The 18071-nt window shown below is 69.7% G+C and carries 19 protein-coding genes and 1 other RNA gene; 10 read left to right on the forward strand and 10 right to left on the reverse strand.

The features are described 5' to 3' along the window. Positions 1 to 340: 340 nt before the first annotated feature. Genes ACIO5D_RS18330 through ACIO5D_RS18340 form a run of 3 tightly spaced genes read left to right on the forward strand, consistent with a single transcriptional unit; the run spans position 341 to position 3115 of the window. Positions 341 to 1177, forward strand: a complete 837-nt coding sequence (locus ACIO5D_RS18330; protein WP_400796311.1) for a Nif3-like dinuclear metal center hexameric protein — start codon at positions 341 to 343, stop codon at positions 1175 to 1177. A gap of 23 nt (positions 1178 to 1200) precedes the next feature. Then, positions 1201 to 1944, forward strand: coding sequence for a C4-type zinc ribbon domain-containing protein (locus ACIO5D_RS18335; RefSeq protein ID WP_363610047.1), 744 nt, complete (start codon positions 1201 to 1203; stop codon positions 1942 to 1944). 4 nt (positions 1945 to 1948) lie between these two features. After that, positions 1949 to 3115, forward strand: a complete 1167-nt coding sequence (locus tag ACIO5D_RS18340) for a bifunctional RNase H/acid phosphatase (protein WP_400796314.1) — start codon at positions 1949 to 1951, stop codon at positions 3113 to 3115. Between the two features lie 42 nt (positions 3116 to 3157). On the opposite strand, the gene yaaA is transcribed toward ACIO5D_RS18340, so the two are convergent. Further along, positions 3158 to 3955, reverse strand: a complete 798-nt coding sequence (yaaA, locus tag ACIO5D_RS18345) for a peroxide stress protein YaaA (RefSeq protein WP_363610043.1) — start codon at positions 3953 to 3955, stop codon at positions 3158 to 3160. A gap of 88 nt (positions 3956 to 4043) precedes the next feature. Then, positions 4044 to 4493: a DUF3995 domain-containing protein gene (locus ACIO5D_RS18350; RefSeq protein ID WP_363610041.1), complete on the reverse strand. Its 450-nt coding sequence runs from the start codon at positions 4491 to 4493 to the stop codon at positions 4044 to 4046. A 142-nt stretch (positions 4494 to 4635) separates the two neighbouring features. Here ACIO5D_RS18350 and ACIO5D_RS18355 point away from each other — a divergent pair, with 142 nt between their 5' ends. The 5 genes from ACIO5D_RS18355 to rnpB all read left to right on the forward strand — a co-directional run bounded on the left by ACIO5D_RS18355 (position 4636) and on the right by rnpB (position 8944). Then, the gene (locus tag ACIO5D_RS18355; RefSeq protein WP_400796318.1) at positions 4636 to 5001 is read left to right on the forward strand and encodes a hypothetical protein; all 366 of its coding nucleotides are present in this window, start codon (positions 4636 to 4638) and stop codon (positions 4999 to 5001) included. Further along, on the forward strand, positions 4998 to 5393 hold the full coding sequence (locus ACIO5D_RS18360) for a Fic family protein (protein WP_363610037.1): 396 nt from the start codon (positions 4998 to 5000) through the stop codon (positions 5391 to 5393). Before ACIO5D_RS18355 ends, ACIO5D_RS18360 begins: the two co-directional genes overlap by 4 nt. A gap of 92 nt (positions 5394 to 5485) precedes the next feature. Further along, on the forward strand, positions 5486 to 6988 hold the full coding sequence (locus ACIO5D_RS18365) for an RNB domain-containing ribonuclease (RefSeq protein ID WP_400796321.1): 1503 nt from the start codon (positions 5486 to 5488) through the stop codon (positions 6986 to 6988). A gap of 25 nt (positions 6989 to 7013) precedes the next feature. Beyond that, positions 7014 to 8531 (forward strand): MFS transporter, encoded by a 1518-nt coding sequence (locus ACIO5D_RS18370; RefSeq protein ID WP_400796324.1) that lies wholly within the window; start codon positions 7014 to 7016, stop codon positions 8529 to 8531. Between the two features lie 13 nt (positions 8532 to 8544). Next, positions 8545 to 8944, forward strand: an RNA gene (gene rnpB / locus ACIO5D_RS18375) — RNase P RNA component class A. Between the two features lie 166 nt (positions 8945 to 9110). Here the strand turns inward: rnpB and ACIO5D_RS18380 are convergent. Genes ACIO5D_RS18380 through ACIO5D_RS18390 form a run of 3 tightly spaced genes read right to left on the reverse strand, consistent with a single transcriptional unit; the run spans position 9111 to position 10714 of the window. Continuing rightward, on the reverse strand, positions 9111 to 9962 hold the full coding sequence (locus ACIO5D_RS18380) for a helix-turn-helix domain-containing protein (RefSeq protein WP_400796327.1): 852 nt from the start codon (positions 9960 to 9962) through the stop codon (positions 9111 to 9113). Positions 9963 to 9966: 4 nt separating this feature from the next. Then, positions 9967 to 10467 (reverse strand): DUF6879 family protein, encoded by a 501-nt coding sequence (locus tag ACIO5D_RS18385; RefSeq protein ID WP_400796330.1) that lies wholly within the window; start codon positions 10465 to 10467, stop codon positions 9967 to 9969. Continuing rightward, positions 10436 to 10714, reverse strand: a complete 279-nt coding sequence (locus tag ACIO5D_RS18390; protein WP_400796333.1) for a hypothetical protein — start codon at positions 10712 to 10714, stop codon at positions 10436 to 10438. The genes ACIO5D_RS18385 and ACIO5D_RS18390 overlap by 32 nt, the downstream gene beginning before the upstream one ends. 574 nt (positions 10715 to 11288) lie before the next feature. Between ACIO5D_RS18390 and ACIO5D_RS18395 the strand changes: the two genes are divergently transcribed. Together ACIO5D_RS18395 and ACIO5D_RS18400 are read left to right on the forward strand one after the other, a co-directional pair. Beyond that, complete coding sequence (locus ACIO5D_RS18395; RefSeq protein ID WP_400796336.1) at positions 11289 to 12749, forward strand: ASCH domain-containing protein; 1461 nt, start codon at positions 11289 to 11291, stop codon at positions 12747 to 12749. Beyond that, positions 12742 to 13161, forward strand: coding sequence for a low molecular weight phosphatase family protein (locus tag ACIO5D_RS18400; protein ID WP_400796339.1), 420 nt, complete (start codon positions 12742 to 12744; stop codon positions 13159 to 13161). The genes ACIO5D_RS18395 and ACIO5D_RS18400 overlap by 8 nt, the downstream gene beginning before the upstream one ends. Positions 13162 to 13240: 79 nt before the next feature. On the opposite strand, the gene ACIO5D_RS18405 is transcribed toward ACIO5D_RS18400, so the two are convergent. The 5 genes from ACIO5D_RS18405 to ACIO5D_RS18425 form a co-directional block, all read right to left on the reverse strand. Beyond that, positions 13241 to 14593, reverse strand: a complete 1353-nt coding sequence (locus ACIO5D_RS18405) for a DUF3987 domain-containing protein (RefSeq protein WP_400796341.1) — start codon at positions 14591 to 14593, stop codon at positions 13241 to 13243. A 73-nt stretch (positions 14594 to 14666) separates the two neighbouring features. Continuing rightward, positions 14667 to 15380, reverse strand: coding sequence for a histone-like nucleoid-structuring protein Lsr2 (locus ACIO5D_RS18410; RefSeq protein ID WP_400796344.1), 714 nt, complete (start codon positions 15378 to 15380; stop codon positions 14667 to 14669). Between the two features lie 494 nt (positions 15381 to 15874). Then, positions 15875 to 16786, reverse strand: coding sequence for a hypothetical protein (locus ACIO5D_RS18415; RefSeq protein WP_400796347.1), 912 nt, complete (start codon positions 16784 to 16786; stop codon positions 15875 to 15877). Positions 16787 to 16801: 15 nt separating this feature from the next. After that, entirely contained in the window at positions 16802 to 17152 is a 351-nt protein-coding gene (locus tag ACIO5D_RS18420) for a hypothetical protein (RefSeq protein WP_400796350.1), read from the reverse strand. Positions 17153 to 17167: 15 nt separating this feature from the next. After that, entirely contained in the window at positions 17168 to 17521 is a 354-nt protein-coding gene (locus tag ACIO5D_RS18425) for a hypothetical protein (RefSeq protein WP_400796353.1), read from the reverse strand. Between the last annotated feature and the right edge of the window lie 550 nt (positions 17522 to 18071).

Genomic DNA, 18071 nt, shown 5'->3' on the forward strand with positions numbered 1-18071 from the left:
CACCTGGACCCGCTCTTCGGCGGAGCGCCGTCCCGACCCCCCGGGTCGGGGCAACTCCCGTTCGCAGAACTGAAGTTACTTTCGAGACGGGGGAGGCTCAACGCGAAGGCGGTCACTTCACTCGTAAGGGTGATCTGGAACGGGTTTCGAATATGTGCGAACGGGCCGGTGTGAGCAGCGCCCGCCCGGCACCCCGGCGCGCGGCGCCCCCGGGGCGCCGTCCGAACACCTCGAACCGCAGGTTGACGCGCACCCGGGCGTCCGCCGCGCCCCCGCCGCACAGCGGGCCGCGGCCCGGCCGGCGGCCCGACCGCCCCCGCGCGCACGGTAGTCTCGACAGGTGCCGAAACTGTCCGACGTCATCACCGCGCTCGAAGAGGTCTACCCGCCGCAGTGGGCGGAGTCCTGGGACGCCGTCGGCCTGGTCTGCGGAGACCCTCAGGCCGAGGTCCGTCGCGTGCTGTTCGCCGTCGACCCCGTGCAGACGGTCGTCGACGAGGCCGTCGAGTGGGGTGCCGACCTGGTGGTCACCCACCACCCCCTCTATCTGCGCGGCACCACGAGCGTCGCCGCCACCACCTTCAAGGGCCGGGTCGTGCACACCCTGATCCGGCACGGGATCGCCCTGCACGTCGCGCACACCAACGCCGACCACGCCGACCCGGGCGTCTCGGACGCGCTCGCCGAGGCCGTCGGAGTGCGGGTCACCGGCCCGCTGATCCCGGACCCGACCGACCCGCTGGGCCGTCGCGGTACCGGGCGGATCGGCCTGCTGGAGCCCCCGCTCACCCTCTCCGCCTTCGCCGCGCAGGTCGCCGTCGGCCTGCCGGCCACCGCCGCCGGCGTCCGGATCTCCGGCGACCCGGACCGGCTGGTCGGCCGGGTCGCGGTGTGCGGCGGCTCGGGCGACAGCTTCTTCGCCGAGGTGCGGGCGGCCGGCGTGGACGCCTACCTCACCGCCGACCTGCGCCACCACCCGGCCTCCGAGGCCGCCGAGGCGTCGCCGGTCGCGCTGGTCGACGCCGCGCACTGGGCCACCGAGTGGCCCTGGCTCACCCTGGCCGAGCGGGCTCTGCACCGGGCCGCCGACGCGTCCGGCTGGGCCGTGGAGACCAAGGTCTCCCACCGGGTCACCGACCCGTGGACCGCGCACGCCCCCATGTCCTTCACCGCCTGACCCGATTCACAGGAGCTCTCCGCTTGAACGCCGCGCCCGCCGACCAGATCCGCCTGCTCGACCTCCAGGCCATCGACTCGAAGCTCGACCAGCTGGCCCACCGGCGTCGCAGCCTGCCCGAGCACGCCGAGATCGAGAAGGCCACCGCCGACCACACCGCGCTCAAGGACCTGGTGGTCGCCGCCCAGGCCCAGCAGGGCGACACCGCCCGTGAGCTGACCAAGGCCGAGCAGGACGTCGAGCAGGTCCGCGCCCGGTCCGCCCGCAACCAGCAGCGGCTGGACTCCGGCGCGATCACCTCGCCGAAGGACCTGGAGAACCTCCAGCACGAGATCGGCTCGCTCGCCAAGCGCCAGGGCGACCTGGAAGAGGTCGTCCTGGAGATCATGGAGCGCCTGGAGTCCGCGCAGACCCGGGTGACCGAGCTGGGCGCGCGGCTGGAGCACTCGACCATCGTCCTCACCGAGGCCGAGGGCCGCCGCGACGCCGCGTTCGCCGAGATCGACGCCGAGGCGGAGAAGGTCAGGCGCGACCGCGAGGCCGTCGCCGCCGTCGTCCCGGCCGACCTGCTCAAGCTCTACACCCGCCTGCGCGAGCAGCAGGGCGGCGTCGGGGCGGCCCGCCTCTACCAGCGCCGCTGCGAGGGCTGCCGGGTCGAGTTCGCCGTCTCCGACCTGAACGCCATCAAGGCCGAGCCCAAGGACGCGGTGGTCCGCTGCGACAACTGCGGCCGCATCCTGGTGCGCACCCCCGACTCGGGCATCTGATCCGGTGGCGGGGCGCAGGTTCATCGTCGAGGCGGACGGCGGTTCCCGGGGCAACCCGGGGCCGGCCGGCTACGGCGCGGTGGTCCGGGACGGTGACACCGGCCAGATCATCGCCGAGGCCGCCGAGTTCATCGGCCACGCCACCAACAACGTCGCCGAGTACAAGGGCCTGATCGCCGGTCTCAGGGCGGCCAGGGAGCTCGACCCGGACGCCTCGGTGGACGTCCGGATGGACTCCAAGCTGGTCGTCGAGCAGATGTCCGGCCGCTGGAAGATCAAGCACCCCGACATGCAGCCGCTCGCCGCCGAGGCGCGCACCGTCCTGCCGCGCGGCCAGGTCAAGTACACCTGGATCCCGCGCGAGCGGAACAAGGACGCCGACCGGCTGGCCAACGAGGCGATGGACGCGGGCCGGGCCGGCCGGCAGTGGGAGCCGAAGGCGGCCGGGGCCGTTGCCGCGGGTGCCACCACCGCCGTCGCCGTCGCCGAGGAGCCGCCGCTGGAGACCGCCGCGCCCAAGGTGGGCTGGGCGGCCTCCGCCGACCTCGGCACCCCGACCACCTTCGTCCTGCTCCGCCACGGCGAGACGGCCCTCACCCCGGAGAAGCGGTTCTCCGGCAGCGGCGGCAGCGACCCGGAGCTCTCCGAGAAGGGCCGCTGGCAGGCCGAGCGGGCCGCCGAGGCGCTGGCCGCGCGCGGCAGCGTCCAGGCCGTGGTCAGCTCCCCGATGCGCCGCACCCGGGAGACCGCCGAGACCGTCGCGGCCCGGCTGGGCCTGGAGGTCCGGTACGAGGAAGGGCTGCGCGAGGTCGACTTCGGCGACTGGGAGGGCCTGACCTTCGCCGAGGTGCAGCAGCGCTACCCGGACGACCTCAACGCCTGGCTGCGCTCCACCAAGGCCAAGCCGACCGGCAGCGCCGAGAGCTTCACCACCCTCACCCACCGGGCCGGGGTCGCCCGCGACAAGATCCTCGCCCGCCACCCCGGCAAGACGGTGCTGGTGGTCTCGCACGTCAGCCCGATCAAGACGCTGGTCCGGCTGGCGCTCGGCGCCCCGCCGGACTCGCTCTACCGGATGGAGCTGTCGGCCGCCTCGCTCTGCGCCGTCCAGTACTACGCGGACGGCAACGCCTCGGTGCGGCTGCTCAACGACACCGGCCACCTGCGCTGACCGCCCGGGGAGGCGGGGCGCCCGCCCCGCCTCCCCGGCGCCTCAGTGCACCTCGGTGACCACCACGTCCAGCTGCCACGGCTTGCGGGCGGTGCCCTCGGCCGCGACCTCCACCCGGTGGCCCAGCTCCGCCAGCGCGTCCACCAGCTCGCCGGGCGTCTTCGGCTCGGCGCCCGCGACCAGCAGGTCGCGCACCAGCCGGCCCTTGGTGGCCTTGTTGAAGTGGCTCACCACCGAGCGCTTCAGCACCCCCGCGACCTCGCGCTCGTGCAGCACCCGCACGGTCGCCGTCCGGGAGGCCACCTCGCCGGCCGGCTTCCACGCCGCCGCGTACGCGGAACTGCGCAGATCCAGGACCAGCCCGTCCGTCACCTCCGGCAGCACGGACGCCATCGCGCTCCGCCAGTACGCCCCGAGCGCCCCCGGTCCGGGGAGTTTCACACCCATCGAGCAGCGGTAGGGCGGGATCCGGTCGCCGATCCGCACCGCTCCCCAGAGGCCGGAGAACACCAGCAGCGAACGTTCGGCCCGGTCGTACGCGGCCTCGTCCAGCGTGGCCAGGCCGAGGTTGTCGAAGAGCACCCCGGTGTACACCTCGCCGGCCGGCAGCGCGCCCGCCGTCGGCAGGCCCGCGTTGCGCGCGAGCTCGCCGCGCAGGCCCGGGCTCAGCCCGAGCACCTCGGCGGCGGTGTCCTGGTCGCCCCGGCAGAGCCCGACCAGGGCGTCCAGCACCTGCGCGCGCGCCGCCGTCAGCCCGGGCAGCGAGAGCCGGTCGAGCGCCACCGGCACCCCGCCCCCGGACGCGGCCTTGCCCTCCGAGGGCGGCAACAGCACCAGCACAGCGGACTCCTCAACGGTTTGCGGTGGATCAACGGTTTGCGGTGGACAACCCCGCCACCCTACGCAAAAGCCGGCCCGGCACGGCACCTCACCTGGGGCCCGGCCCCCGGCCCGCCGCCGCGACCACGGCCGCCCCGGCCCCGAGTGCCAGGCAGAGCGGCGAGTAGTAGCGGACGTTCAGCCGCCTGAACCGCTCGGTGCGCTCGGTCAGCCCGCCGAACACCAGCGGCCCGGCCGCGCCGCGCGCCAGCAGCACCCCGGCCACCGCCCGGACGCCCGCCCGGCGCACCCACCGCGGCCCCGCGGCCGGCAGCACCCCGGCCTCCGCGCCCACCAGGCAGGCGGCCGTTCCGAGCGCGCCGGCCACCGCGAGGCAGGCCGCCGCCGACGGCGCCCCCTCGCCCGCCCCGACCATCGTCTCCGCGAACTCCTCCGGCGTCCGCAGCGGCCACGGCGTCACCGCCCACAGCGCGTGCAGCGCCCCCGTCGCCGCCAGCGCCCCGGCCACCGCCGTACCCGTCACCCGAACCGCGTCCATCGGCCGAACCCCCTGTGATCATTGTTCCTCCGGCCACCCTACGAGCACTTACGCCCTCCTCCCCGAAGCCCTTCGCCGGCTGATTCACTGGGCCGCACGGCTGTCACCCCTCTACCGTGGGGCGGAGAAGGAGCGTGACGAGATGACCCTGCACCCCCTGGACCTGGTCCCCGGCGACGACGACGCGGTGGAGGAGTCCCTGGCCGTCCGCCTGCCCGCCGACCTGCCACCGCAGACCCGGCAGGCCCTGGAGTTCGCGCTGCGCGCGGCGGCGCAGGCCGTGATGGCCGGGCGGATCAGGGTCACCGAGGCGCCGGGGGCGGACCGCGCCGAGCTGGTCCTCGAGGTCCGTCAGTCGGAGGTGCCGCCGTCCCTCACCGAGCCGTCCCTCACCGAGCCGTCCCTCACCGAGCCGGCCCGGCCCGGCCGGGAGGAGCGCCGGGCCGCCCTGGTGAACCGCATCCGCGAGGCCAACGCCGAGACACTGGAGAGGCTCGCGGACCTGTGACCGCCCAGGACGGGACGCGCCGGGTCGAGTACCTCGACCTGGAGGACGTCAGCTACCTCGCCGGCGGCCCGCGGAACATCCGCGACCTCGGCGCCCTGCTCGCGGCCCTCGGCCGGCCGCAGGCGAGCCTCTTCGGGGGCGACGCCTACCCCGACCTCTGGACCAAGGCCGCCGCCCTCGGCCAGAGCCTCGCCCGCAACCACCCGCTGATCGACCGGAACAAGCGCACCGCCTTCGAGGCCATGCTGCTCTTCCTCGACTACAACGCCGAGCCCTACACCGACCCGCACCCCGACGCCGCCGTCGCCTTCATGCTGCGCCTGGCCACCGGGGGCTACGACGACGCCGTGGCCCTCGCCGCCAAGGACCTCCGCGCGCTGCTCGGCCGCTGACCGGGGGCCGGCCGGCCGGGTACCCCGGCGGGACCGGCGCGCCCCGCGTCCGGTTCCGCCGGGAATCACCCGATTCGCCCTACGCTGCCTGCATGCCACGCCGAAAACTGCGCGTCAAGGCCGCCGACTCCGCCCGGATCAACGCCGAACTGGCCGAGCTGCGCGCCCGCCTGGAGATCCACACCGAGTGGCCCGAAGCGGTACTGGCCGAGGCGGAGGAGGCGGCCGACGCACCGCGGCGGCCCGAGGACGACGCCACCGAACTCCCGCTGTTCACCGTCGACCCGCCCGGCTCCCGCGACCTCGACCAGGCGATGCACCTCGCCCACCGGCCCGGCGGCGGCTACCGGGTGCACTACGCGATCGCCGACGTCGCCGCCTTCGTCCGCCCCGGCGGGGCGATCGACACCGAGGCGCGCCGCCGCGTCCAGACCCTCTACTTCCCCGACCACCCCGTCCCGCTGCACCCCGCCCGGCTCTCCGAGGACGCCGCCAGCCTGCTGCCGGGGGAGACCCGCCCGGCCCTGCTCTGGCAGCTCGACCTGGACGCCGACGGCGCCCTCGTCCTCGCCGACCTGCGCCGCGCCCTGGTCCGCTCCCGCCGCCGGCTCGACTACGCCGGCGTCCAGCGCGCCCTGGACGCCGGCGGCGCCGACGAACAGCTCGCGCTGCTCGCCACCGTCGGCCGACTGCGCGAGGAGCGGGAACGCGCCCGCGGCGGGATCAGCCTGCCCGTCCCCGAACAGGAGATCGAGGAGACCCCGCGCGGCTACCTCCTCGGCTACCGCGCGCCCACCCCCGCCGAGGGCTGGAACGCCCAGATCTCCCTGCTCACCGGCCTGGCCGCGGCCGACCTCATGCTGGACGCCGGCGTCGGCCTGCTGCGTACCCTGCCCGCCGCCCCCGCCACCGCGTACCAGCGGCTGCGCCTGGTCGCCCGCGCGCTCGACATCGACTGGCCGGACACCCTCCCGTACCCCGACCTGATCCGCTCCCTCGATCCGGACCTCCCGCTGCACGCCGCCTTCCTCAACGAGTGCACCGGACTGCTGCGCGGCGCCGGCTACCGCGCCTTCGACGAGGCCCGGGGCCTGCCCGCCCCCGCCGACCCGGCCCATGCCGCGCTCGCCGCCCCGTACGCGCACTGCACCGCGCCGCTGCGCCGCCTCGGCGACCGCTTCGCCCAGGAGGTCTGCGCGGCCGTCGCCGCCGGCGACGAAGTCCCCGGCTGGGCCCGCGAGGCGCTGCCCGCCGTCCCCGCGCTGATGGCCGGCGGGGACCGCCGCTCCGCCGAGGTCGAGCGGGCCTGCGTGGACCTGGTGGAGGCGGAACTGCTGGCCGGGCGGGAGGGCGAGGACTTCACCGCCGTGGTCGTCGACGTGGACGGGGAACGGCCCGGGTACGGCACCGTCCAGCTGCGCGAGCCCGCCGTCCGGGCCCGCTGCGACGCTGCTGGGGACGGTGACGGGGACGGTGACGGGGACGGCCGCGACGGCGGTCCCGGCCGGGCCGGTCTGCCGCTCGGCGGCCTGATCCGGGTCCGGCTCACGGTGGCCGATCCCGCCACCCGGACGGTCCGCTTCGCCGCCGTCTGACCCGTCCGGGTGGGAGGATCGACCCGTGGCCCATCCGATCCCCTCCCGTACGCCGACCCCTTCGGGCACGGAGTCCACCGCGCTCGGTCGGCGCCGCAGGCTGCTGATCCTCGCGATCTGCTGTCTGAGCCTGTTCATCGTCGGGCTCGACAACACGGTGGTGAACATCGCGCTCCCGGCGATCCAGAAGGACCTGGACGCCCCGGCCTCCGGCCTGCAGTGGATCATCGACGCCTACACCCTGGTGCTGGCCTCGCTGCTGATGCTGTTCGGCTCGGTCGCCGACCGGTTCGGCCGCCGCCGGGTGTTCCAGACCGGGTTGCTGCTCTTCGTGCTCGGCTCGCTGCTCTGCAGCCTGGCGCCCAGCCTGGAGTGGCTGGTGGTGTTCCGCGCGGTGCAGGCGGTCGGCGGCTCGATGCTCAACCCGGTGGCGATGTCGATCATCACCAACACCTTCACCGAGCCGGCCGAACGGGCCCGGGCGATCGGCGTCTGGGGCGGCGTGGTCGGCATCTCCATGGCGCTCGGCCCGCTGCTCGGCGGCTTCCTGGTGGACGGCGCGGGCTGGCCGTCGATCTTCCTGATCAACATCCCGATCGGTCTGGCCGCCTGTCTGCTGACCGCCCGCTACGTCCCCGAGTCGCGCGCCCCCAGGCCCCGGCGGCTGGACCCGGGCGGGCAACTGCTGATGGTGGTGCTGCTCGGCTGCGGCACCGCCGCGATCATCGAGGGCCCCGGGCACGGCTGGACGTCCCCGCTGATCCTCGGACTCGCCGCCGCCGCCGTCGCGGCGCTGATCGCCTTCCCGCTCTGGGAACGGCGGGTCGCCGAACCGCTGGTGGACCCGAGGTTCTTCCGCAGCGCGCCGTTCACCGGTGCCACCGTGACGGCCGTCTGCGCCTTCTCCGCGCTCGGCGGCTTCCTCTTCCTCAACACCCTCTACCTCCAGGACGTCCGCCACTACAGCCCGGTCGAGGCCGGGCTCTGGACGCTGCCGATGGCCGGGATGATGCTGGTCTGCGCGCCGCTGTCGGGCCGGATCGTCGGGGGCCGGGGCCCGCGCGGCCCGCTGGTCGCGGCCGGCCTCGGGCTCACCGCCAGCGGCATCCTGCTCACCCGGCTCGCCGCCGACTCCCCGCCGGCCCTGCTGCTGGTCGCGTACGCGCTGTTCGGCTTCGGCTTCGGCATGGTCAACGCGCCGATCACCAACGCCGCCGTCTCCGGCATGCCGCGCGCCCAGGCGGGCGTGGCCGCGGCGGTCGCCTCCACCAGCCGGCAGGTCGGCCAGTCGCTGGGCGTCGCGGTGATCGGCACCGTGGTCACCTCGGCCGTGGTCGGCCTGTTCGCCACCGGCTTCGCCCCGGCCAGCCACGCCGGCTGGTGGATCGTGGCGGCGCTGGGCGTCGCGATCCTCGTCCTGGGCCTGGTCACCACCACCGCCTGGGCCACCGGCACCGCCGCCCGGGTGGCCGCCTGCTTCGGCGCCGAACCGCCCGCGCCCGGCCCCGGGGTACGGGAGGCCTCGTCCGAGCGGCTACCATGACCACTACGGCGGACGAGCCGGCCGGGCGGTCGCGACGGGTCCTCAGGGGCTCGCCGAGGAACGTCCGGGCTCCACAGAGCAGGGTGGTGGGTAACGCCCACCCGGGGTGACCCGCGGGACAGTGCCACAGAAAACAGACCGCCCACCGCTTCGGCGGCGGGTAAGGGTGAAACGGTGGTGTAAGAGACCACCAGCGACCGAGGTGACTCGGCCGGCTAGGTAAACCCCACCTGGAGCAAGGTCAAGATCGGTGCCCTCGGGCGCCGTGCGCGGATGTCCGAGGGCTGCTCGCCCGAGTCCGCGGGTAGACCGCACGAGGCTGTCGGCAACGGCAGCCCTAGATGGATGGCCGCCTCCCCGGGCCGCGCAAGCAACCCGGGAGACAGAACCCGGCGTACAGGCTGACTCTTCCGTCGCCTAGCTTGAGTGAGGCTCCCTGACCTGCAAAACAGCAGGTCAGGGAGCCTCTACCTTTGAACCACCCCGGGTTGTCAATCCAGGGTGGTTCTGCCCGTTCGGGGCCGTTTCTCGGCGCTCTGTGGCGATGATGTGGCGGCGCCGTCGGCTGATCACCGCTCCTCAGGTCCCTTGAAGACGGCCACGGGCCGCTTCGATCTCGCTCCGGGCCGCAGTGCCGAACACGGCTTGGTCCCGCAGAGCGGCGAACACGCGGACGAAATACGAGATGTTCTCGGGCCTGGCTGTCTGGAACGCCCCCGACCAGAACTCTTGCTTGAGCAAGCTCTCATCGAACAGGTAGAAGCCCTCGCCGGGGTAGAGCGACCGTGGCCGACCTTGCGGGATGATCCCGATGGACACGTACGGGAGCCTGGACACTTCCAGGAGGTGGTCAAGTTGCCCGTTCATCACCTCGGCACCACCCGTATTGTTAGTTAGCGCTGAGGCTTCCAGGAGGAACGAGAAGATCGGTGCCCCGGTGCCGAGGAACCGTTTCCGGACCATGCGGTTCTGTGCCGCTTCCTCCACGTCATCCAACGGCAGGCCGTGCAGCTTGGCATGGATGGTGAACTGCGCCTTGGCGTACTCGACCGTCTGTAGGAAGCCGGGGACGAACAGCGACTCGTACACCCGGAGCAGCTTGGTCTTCGCGTACAAGTCCATGGCTTGGAACTGGAGACGCTTCATCCCAGGTCGGTGCCACCGCTTGTAGTCGGTCCACATCTGTTCGATCTCGCGACTCATCGCGATGAGCTCGGGAGTCTGCCCCTCGACGGCACAGGCCGTTGCCCATCTTCGGATGTCTTCCTCGGTGGGGATCTGCGTCCCGTGCTCGATCTTCGACACCTTGGTCTTGTGCCAACCACAGCGCTGCGCGAGTTCGACACCCGACAGATGGGCATCCCGGCGGAGTTCCTTGAGCTGAGTCCCGAAAGCGCGCCTTGCGGACTCGGATGGTTCCTGGTCAGACATGTCGCTACGGCTTGTACTCACCATTGGGGACGCCGAGCGACCAAGCCCGCTCGAACGCCTCGTTGCAGAACCGGACCACGTCCGCATCGGTTGAGAGCTGGATGTCGGTCTGTTGGTTGTCTCCTCCGATGAGGTTGAAGACCACCAGGTCATCCCGGATCAGGCAGTCATTCCCCGGCAAGGGCAGCGCCGACACGAGACGGCGGGGAAGCCACCGAAGACGCTCCGTGGGGTCGGCCAGCTCGACCGCCATCCGCTGGTAGTCCGAGAGGGGTTCGGAGACGACCCGCACACGCCGGTAGGGGAAGCCGGCAGAGGCCTTCCCGGTCAGGAACGCACGATGCCCGCGCATCGTCTCCTCGACCGTCTTACGGTCGCCTGAGCGCCATGCCTCGAACAACGGGCGGTCCACCTCATAGAAGTCCCGTAGCTCAAGCTTCCGGACCTCTTGGGCGGGCTCACCGAACAGCAGCTCAATTCGGCGTGCCGCCGAGATCAATTCCATAACGCTCCCTGACGTACTTCCGAACGAACACATCCATGGTCCGCCCGGACATCTCCCCGAACGTCTCGTCATCGGCAAGGGCGACGAGCTGGTCTCGAACCTTCGGCCCGCGCTTCTTGAGTTGCACGATCCATGAGTCACGGTCGGTCTCATAGAACGTCTCGCACTCGACGCCGCCCTGAGAGTTGGGGTCCGTGCAGAAGAAAGTAGCGGTCAAGTCATCGCCATCGCTGCTGTGTTGCCGCATGTTGCTCCCCCCGCGATCCGGCCGCATGTCACCTCCGACCTTCGCCCCACGACTACTCCCAGGTCAAGCGTTCGACAGCACCGAAGCTCACTCAGACGGGTTCCAGCAACTATGAGCAACTTCGTTGAGTGCCGCTGGCCGAGGTTCGTACGGTCTACCCCACACGCCCCCACGCGTCGGCGAAGGAGAGGAGCCAGGCATGTCCGTTGCCGTAAAGTCCGCTGGTTCGCAACGGAGTAGGGAGCGGGCCAGCCCGCAAACGATGGCCGCGATCCTGAACGAGTACCGGTTGGCGCAGTCGAAGTCCCGGCCGGTGCGATACCCGCTGCCGCCGGGGTGCAGGTGCCCCGGGTGCCCCACCGGGGGCACCGGTGAATGACGCGGTTGCCCTTCCCGCTCCGACCGAAGAGGGCGAGTCCTCGACGTCCGCCGAGCCGCCCAACACCCTGGAGGCGCCGGACCCCGTGAGCGCCGCTGTGGAGCGGTTCAGGGCCCTGCATGCCGAGCGCATGCGCCACCGACACCAGCACTGAGCCGGCCGTCAACCGGTTCATGAGCAGAGCGGAGGCACCACTTGAACACCATCGACCTTCTCAGGTCGCCGAACACCGTGCTGGCCAACGCCGTTGACGATGCCCTGGACGTGCTGCGGCCCCGTCTCCTGGAGGCCGGAACGGAACGGATCGAGTTCGCCGTGGGGACGCAGCTCAACGGGCGTCCGCACATCGGCACGCACTTGGTGCAGAGCTTGTCGTTCCTGGTCGCCGAGCGGGCCCGCGATGAGTTCGGGGTCGATACGGCCGTGGACTTCATGGCGCTGGACAACGCCCCGGCGGAGACCATCACCGACGCCGGTCGGATGTACCAGCTCACCTACCACCACCAGCTTGGTGACCACGGCATCCGTGCCCTGGTCGCCGAGTACTACGCCCCTCTCCTGGACGCGATGACCAGCCGCACGGGCGTGGAGTACCGGGTCAGCACCTACACGGAGCAGCAGGCGGGCCCGGAGTTCCGGGCCGAGTTCCTGCGGACGCTGGAGTTCCTGGATCAGATCCGGTTCTGGCTGGCTCCGGCCAGCGGGACGGCGCACATCCGGTTGCCGTGTCCGGCGTGCGGGTGGGCCCAGAAGTACGCCGACCACACGCGACTGTTGGAGTTGGACGACTCCGGGGCACTGTTCGAAGCGATGTGCCACGAGCACGGCCGCTACGAAGCCGACATCACGCCGTTCGGCGGCGGGTACCTGGACCTGTCCACCCTGTACCGGAACGTGGTCAAGGAACGGTCCTACCGCCCCGACGACGGCACGTTGCACGTCATGGTCAAGGGCGGGGACTGGGCGTTCGGCTGCCAGCTGGTGGACGGTGCTCACGTCGCGATCGGGGCGCCGGCCGCTCCGGTGCCGCTGCGCGTCTTCACCCCTCAGATCCTCGGCAGCGACGGCGGGAAGCTCTCCAAGAGCCTCCTGCGCGCTTCTGCCGACGCCGGAGACGCGACGGGAGGCAGCACCGCGGAGTGGCTGCTCGACCCGGCCGCCTGGCCCGGCACGCAAGCGGACTACGTGGAAGCGCTCACGGGTGCCGGTGAGCTGATGCTCAGCAGCCCGAGGCACTTCTTCCGGTCCTACACGACGACCGCATTGGAAGCCCTGATGACCACCCGCCAGCCTGCCAGGAACCACTCCCAGGCTCATGGCCGTCCCCGCAGCATCCAGATCTACAAGGAGTACTTCGACCTGATCGCCGACGGCTCCAAGACCGTCGAAGTCCGGGTCGCCTACGCGTCGATGAAGCGGATCAGGGTCGGGGACCTGCTCAACTTCACCTGCCGTGGTGAGGAGTGCCTGACCAAGGTGACCCGCATCGGCACGTACCGGACCTTCAAGGAGATGTTCGGGACCGAGGACGTGAAGGCGGTCAACCCGCACGCGACCGAGGCCGAGCAGTTGCGGGCGATCCACGCGATCTTCCCGCCCGAGAAGGAAGCCCTCGGCGTGATCACGTTCGAGATCGAGCGGGTGCCGGGTGAGTAGGCGCAAGCGGGTCCTGGTGGTCTGCAAGGGGAACCACTGCCGTTCTCCGATCGCCGCCCTGATCATCGCGGAGCGGTCCGGGGGCGCGCTGGACGTGCGCTCGGCAGGCACCCGCGACTGGCACGTGGGCAAGCCCGCACACCCGCTGATGATCGAGGCCGCTTCCGCCTTCGGCTACGACCTGACCGGCCACCGGGGCCGGTTCCTGGACGAGGGGCTGCTCGGGTGGGCTGACGACGTGATTGCGGTCGACGACGAAACGGCGCTCGCGGTCGAAGCCGTCGTCGGCCCCGACCGACCGGTGAGAATCCTCGGTTCGGGCATCACCGACCCGTGGGGCGGTGGTCCCGAGGACTTCGCCGCTGCCGTCCTGGAGATCCAGGAAGCCACGGCCTTGTTCTACATGGTCTAACCGTCGTCCCGAGTATCTGAGCAAACGAAAGAACCGCCCCGGCCAAGTAGGCCGGGGCGGTTTGCTTTGCTTCGAACGTTCAGAGGAGGGCGAGGAACGGGTTCCCGGAGGCCACGGGAGCAGGCAGGGACGCGGGTACGGGGACCGGAGCAGGGGGCATGGTCTTGGCCGGTCGGTAGGTGTCCATGCGGACCACGGTGGCCGGACGTTCGTCACTCTGGGCAGGTCGCCGGCTGACCGGGGCGTGACCGGTCTCGTCCTCCGTCAGGGTGTAGACCGTGGCCGGACGTCCCAGGCCGGAGCGGTCGAGAGTGACCTTCACCCCCGGCAGCGCCTTGACCTCATCGGCTGAGGCCCCGACGTACGGCAGCAGTTCGGAGGACTTGGCCTTCCCCCCGTGCATCTCGATCCGGGCCCGGACCTTCTCCGCCAGCGTCGGCACCCGGCGGGCGGGCTTGGCGCTCTCAGTACCACCGGTGATGCTCACCGCGCAGCGGACGCTGTAGCGCACCAGGGAGAACGCGGCGGACAGACAGGCGTGGTCGATCACCTCGGATCGTTCCGAGGCGGCCAGGCAGGCCGCTACCCGGATGGTCTGTTCGGCGGTGCGCTCCACATACACGGCCTGCGTTTCGGGGAGGTTCTCGGAGATGATGCGGGCGTACCGGCGGACGACCTTCCACAGTGGCCGGGCGTCGTCCCCGAGGCTGACCGTGTGCCTGTCACCGGCCGCCCAGTAGTACGCCTGAGTGATGTCCCAGCCATCCACCTCCGGCAGGGTGGCTCCGTCGTCGTCCAGCATCGGCACGGACCCCAGAGCGAAGGGCATGATGCGGTTGTAGGACCCTCCGGCCGCCTCCGTGGCGCCGATGTACTTGGTCCAGTCGGACGGCGTGATGTGGGCGTGGAAGACCACCGCCGGATCATCCACGGACTGAGCCTCGGCCTTGGTCGTGTTCCGAATCGGCGCCCCGTCCCAAGCACTCCGGAGCTTGGCCGTGAAGCTGGCATCCCGTCGGACCCTTCGAAGCGTTTCGCTCCATTCCTCCTCGATCACCAGGGCCCGGACGTCGCGCCCGGCCTCCGTCTCCTCCGTGGCTTCCACCTGTTCAGCGAGATGGTTCACGAGGCTTGCACCAGAGGTGATGCCGGACGTGGTGTGGGTCTCCAGGAAGCGGCCGAGGGCAGGCTTCATGATGTGCTGTGCGGCCCGCAGGGCCGTGCCCTTCCCCTTGCCGGTACCCCCGATCAACGCACTCCAGAGCAGGGCCGGACGGGCGTTGCCCCGGCTGGACACCTTCACCGTCTGGCCGATGGCGGCGGACCACATGCTCAGAGCGGCCACGTAGATGCCGACCGGATCGCACTCGACGTACGGGCTGACCTTCTCGACGGCGCGACCGATGGGCCCGTACAGGGTGATGGTGCTCAACTTCTCTTCTCCTGGGACTGGTTGGGATCGGGTGGCCGGGCCGACCCCGGCCACCCCAGGTACGTGCTGCTGGTCAGGCTGCTTGCCTGGTGGCCACGCGGTAGGCGTGGCGGACCGGTGCGGGGATGGGCCCCTTGGCGTTCACCGTGTAGCCCTGGGCCTTGGCCCAGTCACGTATGGCCTGCGCCTCGGACTTGGCCCTGATGGCCTGAGCGTCCACCCTCACCGGCTCGGGGAGCGGGTCACCGCCCTTGAACTTCCCGGCGCACACGGCGTCACGGAACGCTCCCGGCTTGGACGCGTCGAAGCACGGGATGCCGAACTCAACTGCGTCTTGCAGCTTCTTGGTTGCCCGCTCCGCGCCCTCACCGCAGATGATCAGCACCGTGTTGGCGTCGGCCCGGCCGACCACCTCATAGCCAAGGTTGCGGACAGCTTCCCGCGCGTCGTCCCACTCGTAACCAGGGATCTCCCCGGACACCAGCACCGTCGGACGGACCTCCGGCTCCACCTTGGTCACGTCGTCCTCTTCGGTGTCGTCCTGGTGGTCGGCCTCGGCAACAACCACGGACTCCTCAGCAGCAGCAACCGGCACAGCCTCAGGCTGACCAGGCACACCAAGCGCATCCATCAGGTACCGGGTGAAGACGACACCGTGTTCCAAGCACAGGTCCCATGCGTGACCGGCAATGGTCAGAGACTCCGTGGCCTCTTCCTGACTGCCGTTCTTGGCAAGGTGGGCATCACAGAACGTCTTCTCTACGGGCACCAAGACAGTCGTGCGCATGGGTTTGTTCATTCCTTAGGTGGAGTGAGTTCCAGTGGTTCAGCCGGAGCCTTGCTTCTTACGGCTGCCATTCCCGCCCACCGGCCCGACCGGCGAACGTCTCCATTCTCCCATCGGAAGCCCAGGAAGCGCCCCGTCTGCCATCACGAGTGCATTTCTTCTAGATAACTGGATGGTAAATGTGCTGGGGGTAATAGGTAGTTAGACACCCTAAAGACCCACCGGGGGTGCCGTCCTTCCACCGTGTACGGGTTTCAAACTTTCGGCCGGCAGGCAGGCGCGGGGGTAGATCAAGGCCAGTTGCGTCATCTACGGGTCAGATCGGCCGCTTGTGGCGTCTGAATTAGTGGCAAATGCCTACTTACGGGGAGTGGCCTACGCCCCAAAGCAGTGACTCGTGTCCGAAATCCTGTTGATCGACACATACTGTCCCGGTTCTCAAAGCAAAAAAGCGGACCCCCGCCGAGAAGGCGAGGGCCCGCGAAGGGAATGGGTTAGGAAGTAGGCCAGTCCACTGCGGCCTTAAGGATGCCCTTGGTGGACTTGGTCTCATCAAAGGTGTGGTCGCTCTTAACCGTATCTAGACCCGGCAGTCGAACAATTTTCGCGCCGTAGAAATGTGCGGCATCAATGTAATCCGCTCGGTACTTCTCAGACTGGCCAGACCTAAATCCGCTCAGCTGGGAGGCGAACGTGGCGAATCGCGGATGCCCGACGACGATATCGGCTCCAGCCGGCATGGCCGTGGTGGACAGCACCGTGAAGCCCGCCAGGCGGGCAACAACACCGTTAGCGGTCACCCCAGCCTCGCCGTAGGCCCCGGCGTTGGCGATGGCTGGGTGCTCAATCAGGTGCCGCTTGACGCGGGGAGACACAACTGCATAGCGAGCATCACCCGGAATATCGGCGGTGTCCAGATCAAGCATGAGGTCCAGGATGGCCCCATAGAGGGCCTGAGGGGCGCCCCCGGCCGCCACCTTGATATTCGGTACGGCGGTGGCCCCGGCGGCGATCACGCGGCCCATGAAGCTGTCGGCCTCACGAGCCAGGGCCCGCACCATTTCCTGATTGATCGGGGAGCCCATAACTCCCGCCACCTGAACCCGTTCGATCTGCTCTACGAGAATCTGAATGTACTTGGCTTCGGTGATCGGAAGAACCTGGTCAATGGTTTCCGGCCGCTGGGCCGTCATGCCCTCGGGAAGTCGGTAGTCCCCTACGGTCGGACGAGCGAGGCTATTGATGTGCACAATATCGCCACGCTTGCTGATATCGCCCTCGTAGGACCGGTTGGTCACGAGGCGGGAGGCCCACACGAGCAACGGGTCAAGCTGCGTGATGAGCGCACTGTTCCACTCTTCACTGACAAACGTCTGGGAAAGCTGGTTCTGGTAGCTGTAAGTCAATATGACTCCTAATGCCTATCGGTATCGCGCGTCGAGGGCGCGCGAGTTGCTGAGAACGGGGATGGTGTAAGACGAACCCTGGCGGCCAAGGCCCAGGTTCTGGGCATACTCGGGCTTGGCAGGCTTCAGGAACGGTGCGATGGCCTCGCCGACAATCTCGCTGGACGGCAAGCCGTCTTCTCCGAGCAGTTTGGAAATGTCCAGAAACTTGAACGCGGCGTCAGGAAATTCACTACCCGCCTGGGCTGCCTGAGCCTTGATCATTGCCCGGGCGAGATGGGGAGCCATCTCTGCCAGAGCATCCTTGCGGGCCTCTTCCCGTACGGCCTCAAGGTCGGGGCTGGAATTAGTCTCGTTGTCAGTCACGAAATGTCCAAAAGATCAGCGATGGCGGGCGTCGAGAGAAACAGTGGCAGGCTTCGGGGCGGTTCCCCGGTGGTATCCGGCACCCTGAAGTTCCGGGAAGGCCCTGGCTGCCTGATTCGCACGTTCCTTCTCGATCAGCTCCCGGATGACCTCGGTATTGGTCGTGCCATCCTCGGAAAGGAAGCAGTTCGGGTCGTAGTAGTCAGCCAGAACGGTCACGCCCGCAATGGCGGCCTGGGCCCTCACCTCAGCCAGGGCGAGCCTGCCCGCGTACTCGCGCTGAATCTCTGCCCGGATGGCCTGGGCCGGATCAGCTGGCACGGCCTCCGGAGAACTGGAATCACCAGTGAGAGTCTGTTCGTCGCTCATGGCGACACCTCCTAGTCAGAACTAAAGATCAAGAGAGAAGAGAGAGTATGAGGAGTAAGCCGCCTTAAGGGGCGGCTATATCTCACAACAGGACAACGTAAAGAAGACGGGCCCCTTCCCCCAGGAATTTAACTTCACAGGGGATAGGGACACTCTCCGGTTGTTTGCTGTGGTCTCACAGGCAGGTATCCGCAGAGCCGCATTCGAGCATCTTCACAACGTGCTCTGGACTTCGAACGGGCCCGGACTCTCGTCCGCGTCAGAGGACCACCGCCCAGTGGCCTTGACTCCAAGGGAGAACTTCCCTCACCTATAAGAATTAACGGACGCACCCATGGTGAACGGTTCCATGGCGGGTACTGGGCCCCGAGTGCACAAGGGTTCCGCATGCCACCAGGGTCGGGCTGATCCGATCACTGACAGCCCGGTATTGGTCCGGCCCGTTTCCGGCCCGGTCCTTGCCTCCCTCGTGTCTCGAAACCACAGCTGGACCGTACGGCGGTCTTCGCTGCTGGAGTACCGGAGGTCAGGGTGAACACGTCGTTCCCGT

This window comes from Kitasatospora sp. NPDC087315, from assembly GCF_044744345.1.
In the GTDB taxonomy this organism is placed as follows: Bacteria; Actinomycetota; Actinomycetes; order Streptomycetales; family Streptomycetaceae; genus Kitasatospora.